Annotated in this window: 13 protein-coding genes; 9 read left to right on the top strand and 4 right to left on the bottom strand. The window is 73.7% G+C overall.

Features of this window, described 5'->3' with window-relative positions; translation table 11 throughout:
* Nucleotides 1-193: 193 nt before the first annotated feature.
* Nucleotides 194-976, bottom strand: coding sequence for a glucosamine-6-phosphate deaminase (nagB, locus tag ACZ5OX_RS30475; RefSeq protein WP_465634457.1), 783 nt, complete (start codon nt 974-976; stop codon nt 194-196).
* A 294-nt stretch (nt 977-1,270) separates the two neighbouring features.
* The gene (locus ACZ5OX_RS30470; protein ID WP_465634456.1) at nt 1,271-1,678 is read right to left on the bottom strand and encodes a hypothetical protein; all 408 of its coding nucleotides are present in this window, start codon (nt 1,676-1,678) and stop codon (nt 1,271-1,273) included.
* Nucleotides 1,679-1,902: 224 nt separating this feature from the next.
* On the opposite strand from ACZ5OX_RS30470, the gene ACZ5OX_RS30465 reads away from it, so the two are divergent.
* Together ACZ5OX_RS30465 and ACZ5OX_RS30460 are read left to right on the top strand one after the other, a co-directional pair.
* Nucleotides 1,903-2,256, top strand: a complete 354-nt coding sequence (locus tag ACZ5OX_RS30465; RefSeq protein ID WP_465634455.1) for a protein kinase domain-containing protein — start codon at nt 1,903-1,905, stop codon at nt 2,254-2,256.
* Nucleotides 2,257-2,346: 90 nt separating this feature from the next.
* Nucleotides 2,347-3,447, top strand: a complete 1,101-nt coding sequence (locus ACZ5OX_RS30460) for a calcium:cation antiporter (protein ID WP_465634453.1) — start codon at nt 2,347-2,349, stop codon at nt 3,445-3,447.
* A gap of 410 nt (nt 3,448-3,857) precedes the next feature.
* Here the strand turns inward: ACZ5OX_RS30460 and ACZ5OX_RS30455 are convergent, their stop codons facing one another.
* Nucleotides 3,858-4,910, bottom strand: coding sequence for an LPXTG cell wall anchor domain-containing protein (locus ACZ5OX_RS30455; RefSeq protein WP_465634452.1), 1,053 nt, complete (start codon nt 4,908-4,910; stop codon nt 3,858-3,860).
* Nucleotides 4,911-5,343: 433 nt separating this feature from the next.
* On the opposite strand from ACZ5OX_RS30455, the gene ACZ5OX_RS30450 reads away from it, so the two are divergent.
* From ACZ5OX_RS30450 to ACZ5OX_RS30440, 3 genes are all read left to right on the top strand, one after another.
* Nucleotides 5,344-6,720 (top strand): geranylgeranyl reductase family protein, encoded by a 1,377-nt coding sequence (locus ACZ5OX_RS30450; RefSeq protein WP_465634451.1) that lies wholly within the window; start codon nt 5,344-5,346, stop codon nt 6,718-6,720.
* Nucleotides 6,721-6,932: 212 nt separating this feature from the next.
* On the top strand, nt 6,933-7,589 hold the full coding sequence (locus ACZ5OX_RS30445; protein WP_465634449.1) for a TNT domain-containing protein: 657 nt from the start codon (nt 6,933-6,935) through the stop codon (nt 7,587-7,589).
* A gap of 172 nt (nt 7,590-7,761) precedes the next feature.
* Nucleotides 7,762-8,361, top strand: coding sequence for a GNAT family N-acetyltransferase (locus tag ACZ5OX_RS30440; protein WP_465634448.1), 600 nt, complete (start codon nt 7,762-7,764; stop codon nt 8,359-8,361).
* Nucleotides 8,362-8,395: 34 nt separating this feature from the next.
* On the opposite strand, the gene ACZ5OX_RS30435 is transcribed toward ACZ5OX_RS30440, so the two are convergent.
* Nucleotides 8,396-9,103: a DUF4328 domain-containing protein gene (locus tag ACZ5OX_RS30435; RefSeq protein WP_465634447.1), complete on the bottom strand. Its 708-nt coding sequence runs from the start codon at nt 9,101-9,103 to the stop codon at nt 8,396-8,398.
* A 173-nt stretch (nt 9,104-9,276) separates the two neighbouring features.
* Between ACZ5OX_RS30435 and ACZ5OX_RS30430 the strand changes: the two genes are divergently transcribed.
* The 4 genes from ACZ5OX_RS30430 (at nt 9,277) to ACZ5OX_RS30415 (ending at nt 11,101) form a co-directional block, all read left to right on the top strand.
* A complete protein-coding gene (locus tag ACZ5OX_RS30430) occupies nt 9,277-9,723 on the top strand; it encodes an HAD family hydrolase (RefSeq protein WP_465634446.1) in 447 nt (148 codons plus the stop codon).
* A 66-nt stretch (nt 9,724-9,789) separates the two neighbouring features.
* A complete protein-coding gene (locus ACZ5OX_RS30425; protein ID WP_465634445.1) occupies nt 9,790-10,203 on the top strand; it encodes a hypothetical protein in 414 nt (137 codons plus the stop codon).
* A 5-nt stretch (nt 10,204-10,208) separates the two neighbouring features.
* Nucleotides 10,209-10,505: a PRC-barrel domain containing protein gene (locus ACZ5OX_RS30420; RefSeq protein ID WP_449809818.1), complete on the top strand. Its 297-nt coding sequence runs from the start codon at nt 10,209-10,211 to the stop codon at nt 10,503-10,505.
* Nucleotides 10,506-10,516: 11 nt separating this feature from the next.
* Nucleotides 10,517-11,101, top strand: coding sequence for a type 1 glutamine amidotransferase domain-containing protein (locus tag ACZ5OX_RS30415; RefSeq protein ID WP_449793324.1), 585 nt, complete (start codon nt 10,517-10,519; stop codon nt 11,099-11,101).
* Nucleotides 11,102-11,120: the final 19 nt, after the last annotated feature.

Raw genomic sequence — 11,120 nt, 5'->3', positions numbered from 1 at the left:
GAAAAAAGCCGAGGTGTTTCGTTGTGTTTCGTGGTGGTGGGGGGAGGAAAACCATAGAGGGGCTGGAAGGGAGAAAAACAGGGGGAAGGGGGGGGGGGGGGGGGGGGGGGGGGGGGTCTCCCCCCCCCCCCCCCCGGCCGTCACGGCGTCGGAACGCTCGGAGCCGTCGGAACGCTCAGGACTGTCGGAACGATCAGAGCTTCTGCCAGGCCGGCTTGGCCGCGTAGGTGTCGCGGAAGTAGTCGGCGAGCTTGAGGCGGGAGGCGGCGGCCTCGTCCACCACCACGGTGGCGTGCGGGTGCAGCTGGAGCGCGGAGGCGGGGACGGCCGCGGACAGCGGGCCCTCGACGGAGAGTGCGACGGCCTCGGCCTTGGCGTCGCCGGTGGCCAGCAGGACCAGGTGGCGGGCCTCCAGGATGGTGCCGATGCCCTGGGTGATGACGTGGTGCGGGACCTGGTCGATGCTGTCGAAGAAGCGGGCGTTGTCCTCGCGGGTCTGCCGGGTGAGGGTCTTGATCCGGGTCCGGGAGGAGAGCGAGGAGCAGGGCTCGTTGAAGCCGATGTGGCCGTCCGTGCCGATGCCGAGCAGCTGGAGGTCGACGCCGCCGGCCTCGGCCAGCGCGCGGTCATAGGCGGTGGCCGCCGCGGCGATGTCGGACGCGTTGCCGTCCGGGCCCAGGAAGGACTCCTCGGTCAGGCCGAGCGGCTCCACGACCTCGCGCAGCACCACCGAGCGGTAGGACTCCGGGTGGCCGGCGGGCAGGCCGACGTACTCGTCCAGCTGGCAGATGCGCGCCTCGGCGGCGTTCAGCCGGCCGTCGCGGACCCGCTCGGCCAGGGCCTGGTAGATCGGCAGCGGCGTCGAGCCGGTCGCCACGCCGAGCAGGGCGTCGGGCTTGTCGGTCAGCAGATCGGTGATCGCCGCGGCGATGAGTTCGCCGGCCGCACGGGCGTCAGGGACGATCACGATTTCCATACTGGGTCCACCGTTCTGAGGCGAGTCTGAGGTCTAGACCTCCGAGGTCTAGACCAGTTTGCCGTGTGGGGGTGCCCCAGGTCCACCCGGGTCCGGACCCGGGTGATCTTCCGACTGTCGCGCCTTCTGCCTGGTGGGAACGGTGGGGGCCGTTCGGCCGGGAGGGGAGGTCCCGGCCGAACGGCCCCGTTGGTCCTGCTGTTCACTGCTTCCCGCCCCCGGGCCGTCCGGACGGCTGCCCGGTCGTACGGACGGCGTGGGGGTGGCGGGTGCGGCGCCTCGGCGGCCCCGCGGTCAGAACGGGTTGGTACAGGTGGTGATCTGCTTGGTGACGTCCAGCGCGGGGCCGGCGGTCGCGCAGATCACGCGCGGGGCGGTCGCGGTGACCCGCGGGGTGACCGCCTTGGCGGAGCCGAACTGCACGGTGGTCGCGGTGGCGACCGTCTCCCACGGGCTGCCCCAGGCGGACTGGGTGCGGACGTCCACCCGAACCATCGTCAACTGACCGGGGTCGGCGCTGACCTGGGCGACGCCCACGATGCCCTCGCCGTCGGCCTGGTGCGAGATGCAGGGCCGGTTGAGCACCGAGGCGCAGACCGCGGCGTCGGTTCCGGTCGTGGTGGTGGCGGCTGTCGCCGGAGCCGCGGCCAGGGCGGTGATCCCTGCCGCCGCCAGTGCCACAGCTGCGATCCGAGCGCGCATGATGCGAACCTCCTTGGAAATTAAGGGAATCTCACTCCTTGAGATGAGTCTTGCACACATCGTGGATGTCGTGTGTGTGCGTTGCGTCACACTCATGGTGACCGTTCAACTACATCCTGCAACCATTCGGCATTCGTTCAGCGCACGGACAACTCCCGTCCTGACGGACGATCAGTTCCTGGGCGTCCTCACCCGTCCGGGTGGCAGGTTTGCCTCCGGGACGAATGGGACGGACGCCATCGAGCCGATCCCACGGAGGTGCCGCGTGGACCCGGTCATCGTGCAACTTCCCGCCCCGGGGCCCGAGATGGCGCCGCCCGGCGGAGCCCCCGCGCTTGCATCGGGCTGGCTGGGTGCACGGGGACCTGAAACCGGCCAATGTCCTGCCGATGCCCGACGGCACCGCCAAGATCGCCGACTTCGGCCTCACCGCCGAGCTGGAGGGCACCTATGCCTATGCCCCGCCGCTCGGCTCGCCCGACCATCTCTCGCCCGTGGCCGCCGCCGGGGTCGTCCCCGACCGGCTTCGGCAACATGTCGACAAAGTGCTTCAGTATCTTCACGACTACGGCGGGTGAGTGCCAAAACGGGATGAGTTATGCCACATCCATACGTATCCCGGCGCGGGCACCCGGGTGACGGGGCTGCGGTCTGGGATCCTCGGCGGCATGATCACGAAGCTCCGCGCCGTTACCGCGCAATGGACCGTCATCATTCCGGTGGTGTCGTTCCTCGTCCTTGTCCTGACCTGGCACGAGGAGCTGCCCGGCTGGGTGGTGGCGGTGGTCGCCTGCTTCCTGGTGGGCGCCGTGCTGTCCGCCGTGCACCACGCCGAGGTCATCGCGCACTGGTCGGGGGAGCCCTTCGGATCGCTCGTCCTGGCGGTGGCGGTCACCGTGATCGAGGTCGCGCTGATCGTGACGCTGATGGCCGACGGCGGGGCCAAGTCCTCCACCCTGGCCAGGGACACCGTCTTCGCCGCCGTGATGATCACCTGCAACGGCATCCTCGGACTGTCCATCGTGGTCGCCGCCGTCAAGTACCGGACCGCCGTCTTCAACGCCGAGGGCACCGGCGCCGCGCTCGCCTGCATCGCCACCCTCGCGACCCTCAGCCTCGTCCTTCCGACCTTCACCACCAGCTCGCCCGGCCCGCAGTTCTCGACCACCCAGCTCACCTTCGCGGCCACCGCCTCGCTGGTGGTGTACGGCCTGTTCGTGGCCACCCAGACCGTCCGGCACCGGGACTACTTCCTGCCCGTCACCCCCGAGGGCCGGGTGCTGGACGAGGAGGAGCACGCCTCCCCGCCCACCATCCGGGCCGCCGGCGTCAGCCTGCTGCTGCTGGCCGTCGCCCTGGTGTCGGTGGTGGGCCTGGCCAAGGGCGTGTCGCCGACCATCGAGAAGGCGGTGGACGACGCCGGCCTCCCGCACGCCGTGGTCGGCGTGGTGATCGCCATGATGGTGCTGCTGCCGGAGACCATCGCGGCGCTGCGCGCGGCCGTCCGCAACCGGGTGCAGACCAGCCTCAACCTCGCCCTCGGCTCGGCGCTCGCCAGCATCGGACTGACCATCCCGGCGGTCGCGATCGCCTCCAGCTGGCTCCCCGGCCCGCTCGTCCTCGGCCTCGACCCGGCGCACATGGTGCTGCTGACCCTGACGATCGTGCTGCTCACCCTCACCGTCATCCCGCGCCGGGCGACCCCGCTCCAGGGCGCGGTGCACCTGGCGGTGCTGGCGGGGTACGTGGTGCTGGCGTTGAACCCGTGAGGGCCCGCCGCCCGTAGTCCGGTACGGAAGCCCCTGGTCGTCCCCCGTGCGGCCAGGGGCTTCCGGCGTTCCCGGGGCCGGACCGGGCGCGCTCCGGCCGGGCGGGGCGGGGCGCGGGTCGGGCGGAGCCAGGGGGGCGGTGGGGCCGGTGGGACTCGTGGTGAACCCGGGGAGGGACGGCGGCCGTGGTCTCGAGTGAGGGCCCGGCCCGCCCCCGTGGCCGGGCCCCTCGTCGAACCCGGTGCGACCGCCGGTGAACCCCCGAGGGGGTGCGCACCGTGGAACGGCAGGGAGCCCCTGGTCCCGCAGCTGCTCGCGGGCCAGGGGCTCAGTGGCGTGAACGACACGCCCTCGTGGCGCGCCGCGGCTCAGTCGTGGCGCGCCGCCCGGGAGGCCCCGGGCGGGTCAGCTCAGGAGCTGGTGCGGCGACGGCGGGCGTAGACCACCGCGCCCGCACCGCCCAGCAGCAGCACGGTGCCGGCGCCCGCGTAGAGCAGGGTGCCGTCGCTGCCGGTGGTGGCCAGCTTCTTGCCGTCCGTGGTGGCGCCCGGGATCGGGGTGGGCACGCTGACCTTGTCCGGCTTGATCAGCGGCTGCTCCGGGTTGACCGGGGTCTCGGTGGACGGCTTGTGCACCGGCACGGTGCCGGTCGGCGTGCTCGACGGGGCCGGGCTCGGGGCGCCACTGGGCGCGGCCGTGGGCTCCTCGGTGGGCTCTCCGGTCGCCGGGGTGGTGGCCGGGGTGGTGGCCGCCGGGCTGGTCGGAGTGGTGGTCGGCGGCACCGGCTTCGGGGTGGCGGTCGGCGTCTCGGCGGGCTTCGTGCTCGCGCTCGCGCTCGGCGTGGCCGAGGGGGTGACCGGCGGGGTGGTCGGGGCCGGGGTCGTGGCGGGCGTCGTCGCCGGGGCGGACGGGCTGTGCGAGGGCACGGTGGTCGGGCCGGTCGACGGCGTCTTCACCGGGGTCGGCGTCACGGTCGGCGAGGGCTTGCCGGTCGGGGTCGGGCTCTGTCCGCCGCAGTCGACCTTGAACACCTTGTGCTTGGGCTTGTTGAGCTCGGCGTTCTCCGGCAGCTGACCGTTCACCAGCTCGACCGACTGCCAGTAGAGCTTGTAGTGGCCGTCCGGCAGGTGGATGTCCTCGGTCCGCACGTGCCCGTGCGGGTCGACCGGGATGTCCCCGTACGCGGCGAGGGTCTCGCCCTTGGGGCCGACGGTGGCGATCGCCCAGATCACGTCCTGGTTGGCGTCGAAGCCGAAGGAGTCCAGGTAGAAGGTGCAGACCTTGGGCTCGTTGCGCACGTCCTCCTGTCCGGTGGCGGCGTCGTGGATCTTGACGGTGCCGTTGTTGCCGGGGGCGCCGCCCTTGCCGCCCGCGGCGGCGTGCGCGGCGGGGGCGAGCAGCAGGAGTGCGGCGGCGGTCGGGACGGCCACCAGGGAGCGCGCGGCGGTGGAGCGGAGGTGCATCAGGGTTCCATCGGGTACGGCCGGGCCGGGACGGGCCCGCGCGGCGGGAGAGAGCCTCCGTCGCCGTTCGGCGGGGAGCCGGTGCCGTGCGACGGGAGGGGCCTAACAGTCCCCGCAGCGGGAAACGTGACGCAAGGGAGGTTTGGCCGAAATGCATCGCTAACGGCGATTGGTCCGACTAGTTCATTACAACGATCTGATTACCTGGTTGTGATCATTTCACCGGTGTCAGAGCCGGTCGAACGGTCAACCCCTGGCCCCGGTCCGGCGGGTGAACCCGCCAGCCCGCGGTGGCCGGTATTGACCGGTCCGTGGCGGCGGCCTGCGTGTCGGGGCGGCGGGCGGGTGCCGGGGTTCTCTATCGTCCGTCCGGAACCGCCCAGTCCGAGGACTCCGTCGTGTGAACAGCCGATCCGACCCGTGGGAGAGTGCGATGCCCGGCCCAGAGCAGACCGTCCGGCCCGAGGAGACCGTCGAGGGCGAAGGGGCCGTCAGGGGCGAGGACAGGAGCGAGGACGCCGCCCGGGACGGCGAGGGGGCCGACGCCCCCGCGGAGAGCGCCGACGTCATCGTGGTCGGCGCCGGGCCGGCCGGCTCCACCGCCGCCGCCCACCTCGCCCGGGCCGGAGTGGACGTCCTGCTGCTGGAGAAGTCCGCCTTCCCGCGGGAGAAGGTCTGCGGCGACGGCCTCACCCCGCGCGCCGTCAAGCAGTTGACCGACCTCGGCATCGACGTCTCCGAAGAGGCCGGCTGGCTGCACAACCGGGGCCTGCGGCTGATCGCCGGGCACCGCTCGCTGGAGTTCGACTGGCCCGAGCTCTCCGCCTACCCCGGGTACGGACTGGTCCGGCGACGCGCCGACTTCGACGAACTGCTCGCCCGCAAGGCAGCCGCGGCCGGTGCCCGGGTGGTCGAACGCGCCAATGTGACGGGCCCGTTGCTGGACGAGCGGACCGGCCGGATCACCGGCGTCACCGCCAAGCTGGGGGAGGAGCGCCGGCCGGCCGCCTACCGGGCCCCGATCGTCGTCGCCGCCGACGGCAACTCCACCCGGCTGTCGGTGGCGATGCGGCGCTACCGCCGCACCGACCGCGCGATGGGCGTCGCCTACCGGACGTACTTCACCACCCCGCGCCACGACGACCGCTACCTGGAGGCCTGGCTCGACCTGCGCGACCCCAACGACCCGGCCCGGCGTCTGCTGCCCGGCTACGCCTGGGTGTTCGGCATGGGCGACGGCACCGCCAACGTCGGCCTCGGCGTCCTCGACACCGCCGGGACCGAGGTGGACTGGCGGGAGCTGCTGCGCCGCTGGTGCGACGGCCTGCCCCCGGAGTACGGGTACACCCCCGACGCGGTCACCGAGCCGATCCGCGGCGCCGCCCTGCCGATGGGCCTCAACCGGCAGCCGCACTACGCCGACGGCCTGCTGCTGATCGGCGACGCGGGCGGCACGGTCAGCCCGGGCACCGGCGAGGGCATCGCCTACGCGATGGAGTCCGGCCGCTTCGCCGCCGAGACCATCGTCCAGGCCCTCGCCCGCCGCACCGACCGCGGCCGGGACCTCGCACTGCGCGCCTACCCGCAGGCGCTGCGCTCCGCCTACGCGGGCTACTTCGCGCTCGGCCGGGTGGCCGCCGACCTGCTGGGCCGGCGGAAGCTGCTCGGCGCGGCCGGAGCCGCAGGGCTCGGCCACCCGGCGCTGTTGAAGGTGGCGTTCCGGCTGATGGTCAACCTGACCGAGCCCAACTCCAAAGACGCCCTGGACCGGCTGCTCCACCTGCTCGGCAAGGTTGCCCCGGGGCGGTGATCCGGCGACACCGGACCGCCCATCCTCGCGGACGGGCGGTCCCGGTGTCCCGGCTTCGGCCGAATCCGCGGAGTCGAACGAGCAGTTGTTCTGATCATGTTGACGAATGATCAGATGATCCGATTGCCTGGTGTCGAACCAGCCACCCAGGGTGAGCACAACGCCCCTCCGTGGCTCCTTTCTCGACCGCTGACCCGTTCGACGGAGACACCGTGCGCCTTCGCCTTCGCCTGCTCGTCGCGCCGCTCGCCGCGGCCGCCGCCCTCACCGCCGTGAGCACCCCCGCCGCCGTCGCGGCCCCCACGGCCACCCCCTCCGACCAGTGCTCCGCCGCGTTCCGCCACGACGACGCCCGCCTCGGCCCCGCCGACCTCCCGACCACCGGACCGGTCGGCCGCCAGCTCGCCGGCTACCAGCGCACCGGCGGCGCCGGCGAGCAGGACTTCCTGGCCGAGTACTACGACCCGGCCGGCAACGGCGGCAAGGGCGGCTGGATATACCCGCCGGCCGACGGCTACGTCACCCTGCCCGACGGCAGCCCGATCGAGTTCGACCTCACGCTCTACCCGAACCAGAACATCGACCGCTACGGCAGCGAGTACGGCGCCTACCTCGCCCCCGAGGGCCTGCCCTACGCCAACCGGGCGCTCCCGCCGCAGAGCCTGGACGGCAACCCGCCGGCCGCCTGCAACTACCACGACTACAAGGTGGTCAAGGCCTTCACCGTGCACGCCGGCCCGATCGCGCCCTGGTTCAACCAGCCCGGCTGGGGCCTGCAGTACCAGCTCGACGGCACCCTGCTGCCCGGCGGCCCGGCCAAGCTGAACGTGCTCTGGCTGGTGGAGAACGGCTACCTGGCGCGGATCTGACCCCGCCCCGCCCGCCCGGCGGCGCCCGGTGACCGACCGGCGTCGCCGCGTGCGCCCGGTGACCGACCGGCGTCGCCGCGTGCGCCCGGTGACCGACCGGCCGTCGCCGCGTGCGCCCGGCCGCCGGGAAATTCGCTGGCGGGCCCGGGAGACGCGGGGGTAGGAAGACGGGATGACCATCAGCGATCCGGCCACCGACCGCCGCGTCTTCCGCCCCACCGTCCTCGACCTCGGGGACGCCCTGCTGCGCCCGTGGGGGCCCGACCTCGACGTGGCCGGTGGCATCGGGCCCGCCCTGACCGCCGCCGCGGCGGACCCGGCCGTCGCCCGCTGGAGCCCGCTCAGCGCCGACGGCCCGGTCGTCGCCGAGACCTACCTCGCCCGTTGCGAACGGCACTGGGCCGACGGCACCGCGGCCCCCTTCGCCGTCGTCGACGCCGCCGACGGCAGCCTCTGCGGCAACGCCTACCTGGGGTGGACCAACCGGGACGACGGAGTGGCCATGATCGGCTACTGGCTGCTCGCCGCCGCCCGCGGCCGGGGCCTGGCCAGCCGGGCCACCACCGCCGTCACCCGCTGGGCGGTGGAGCACGCCGACGTCCGCCGCATCGAGCTGTACCACGCCGTCGCCAACGAGGACTCCTGCCGGGTCGCGGTGCGGGCCGGCTTCCCGTACGAGGGCACCCTGCGCGGCTCCTACACCTACGGCGGGGGCGTCTACGTGGACGAGCACCTGCACGCCCGGCTGGCTGCCGACCCGTTCACGGACTGAGGGATCCCCGACGGGAGCCCTCGGCCGCGTGGGCTCAGCCCCAGACCGTCCCGCCGTGGACCCCGCCGTACACCGGGGCGGCGGACTCGGTGAAGCGCTCCTCCTGCATGGCCGTCAGCCGCTGGACGACCAGGACGGCGAAGACCGCGGCCACCACCGACAGCAGGTCGGCGATCAGCAGCCAGCCGACGGCCTCCTGGTACCCGTCCGCGTACCGCGCCGCGTCCGTACCGAGGGAGTAGCTGCCGAACCGGTCGGCCGCGTTGGAGAGCCAGAAGGTGGCCCACCAGAGGGTGAGCAGCGTCTGCGGGAGCCGCATGCGGATCCCCGAGGCGTCCGGCCGGGCGGTGGCCTGCCAGATGTCGCCCGCGATCTGCCGCGGGAACCAGAGGGCGACCACGGGGGTGAACCAGCCGCCGATCGCCCAGCCGCGCCGGAACCGGTGCCCGTGCGGGTCGAAGACCTCGGCGTTCACCCGCACCCGGTAGAACCAGACGAGGAAGGCGATCGCGGAGGCGGCCAGGGCCACCACCTGGAGGAAGCCGACGCCCTCGTAGAGCTGCGCCGCGTCCGTCAGCGCGGATCCGTCGGCTTCGACGTCGTCGGCGAGCTTGCCGGCCTCCAGGTACAGGCGGAAGCCCGTGCCGAGCGAGGCGAGCGTCGCGGCGCCGGCCACGGCGAGCAGGACGGTGGAGACGGTGGCGGTGGGTCTCGGCGAGCGGTACAGGGCGGGCGAGGACATCGGGGAACGGGCTCCTGGACTGGACCAATGGGATGGAGCGACACCCTAGGGCCTGTGGATCATCCGTGACCACCCCCTTTTCGGGCCCCGGCGCAGGCTGCGCGCTCGGCCGGGGAACGACCTAACCTGGAAGGGAACGTTCGGCGCGTCGCCCGCGAACGGAAGCGGTGGTCATGACGGTGGTCTCGGCGGCCCTCTTCGGTACCGACTGGTGGCAGCCCGCGCTGCCCGGCGGTGCCGAGTTGCTGCACGAGTGCGCCGCCCGGGGGTGGACGGTGGTGCTGACCGGCCCAGGGCCGGCCGGCGCCCCGGCGCTGACGGTGGCCGATCCCGGGGACGACCCGGTGCGGGCCGCGCTGGACCTGGTGGACGGCAGGCCCTGGCACGCCGTGGCCGTCGCCGGGAGCGTGCGCGAGGTACGGGCGGCGCGGCGGTGCTGGGTGCCGTGCGTGGCCCTGGCGGTCGGCCGCGACACCGGCCCGCAGCTGCGGGCGGCGGGCGCGGTCGAGGTCCACCGCGACGCCGCCGCCCTGTTGAGCGTCCTGGACGACAGCCTGCTCGCGCGCCCCCGGGCCTTCGGGCCCGTGGGTGCCGGAACAGGCGGTGCCCGCAACGGTTAGCGCCGGTTCGTATCGGGCAACCGCCCGGCTGCGAGCACGTCACCCGAAGTGTCGGAGGTGACCGAGATGGACGGACCCGCGTTGAGCGGATGGGAGCGGCGGCTCCTCGAGGAGATCGAGTCCGATCTGCGCCAGGACACACGGCTCGACCGGAAGCTGAGCACGATGGGCGCCAAGCCGCCCGGTCGGGTCCGGGGCGTGCTCCGCGCAGTGGGGCGCAGGATCTCGGCGGGGATCGTGCTGACCGCCCTGGTGATGACGGTGATCTGCCTCGGGGTGGGCGTACGGACACCCGCCCCCGCGGTGCTGGTCGCGCTCGGCGTGGTCTGGGCGGCCACGGTGGCGGCCGCGGTCGCCGCCTCCGAGCTGCTGCGCCGGCGGCGCACGGCCCGCGGCGGCGCCGGACTGATCGACCCGGCGGAGTCCGGGGAACGTCGGGAGCGCCGGGAGCGGCGCCCATGGGACCGTCCGGAGGCGTGAGCGTGATGACCACCGACCTGTGGGAGTACCGCCCGGGCTCCCATTCCGCCGCCGACCTCACGCTGGTCGGGTACGAGGTGCGTGCCACCGACGGCCCGGTCGGCCGGGTCGAACAGGACACCGGGGACCACCTGCTGGTCGACGCCGAGCCCTGGGTACGGGGCACCCGGGTGCTCGTCCCGACCCGACTGGTCGCCCGGCTCGACCACCTCGACCGCACCGTCCACCTCGACTGCCCGCGCGCCCGGCTCAGTTCCGCCCCGCCCGCGGCCGTCGACCTGACCGCCCCGCACCCGCGCTGAGCGAGGGCGCCATGGGCTGGCCCTCCACCACGCTCACCGGGCGGACGATCGCCTTCCTGGTCGCGCCGTACGGGGCCGAGCAGGTCGAACTGACCGACCCGTGGCAGGCGGTCGCCGAGTCCGGCGGCATCCCGCGGCTGCTGTCCACGGCCGCGGGCCGGGTCCAGGCCGTCCGGCACCGAGCCGCGGGCGACACCTTCGCCGTGGACGCCCTGGTCGCCGACGCCGACCCGGCCGACTACGACGGGCTGGTCCTCCCCGGCGGCGTCGCCAACCCCGACCGGCTGCGCCTGGACCGCCCGGCGGTCGCCTTCGTCCACGCCTGCTGCGCCGCCGGCCGGCCGGTCGCGGCGATCTGCCACGCGGCCTGGACGCTGATCGAGGCCGACGCCGTGCGCGGCCGCACCCTCACCTCCTGGCCCAGCCTGCGAACCGACCTGGTGAACGCCGGCGCGCAGTGGGTGGACGAGCCGGTACACGTCTGCCACGACGGCCCCGGCCCGCTCGTCACCAGCCGCAAGCCTGGCGACCTGCCGCTGTTCGACGACGCCTTGGTGACGGAGTTCGCCCACGTGACGGCGAAGCGGCGGGAGTGAGCGGGGGCGGGGGCGAGCC

The sequence above is a fragment of the Kitasatospora sp. NPDC032121 genome, from assembly GCF_055580145.1.
This window is presented reverse-complemented; position numbering and strand designations above follow the sequence as displayed.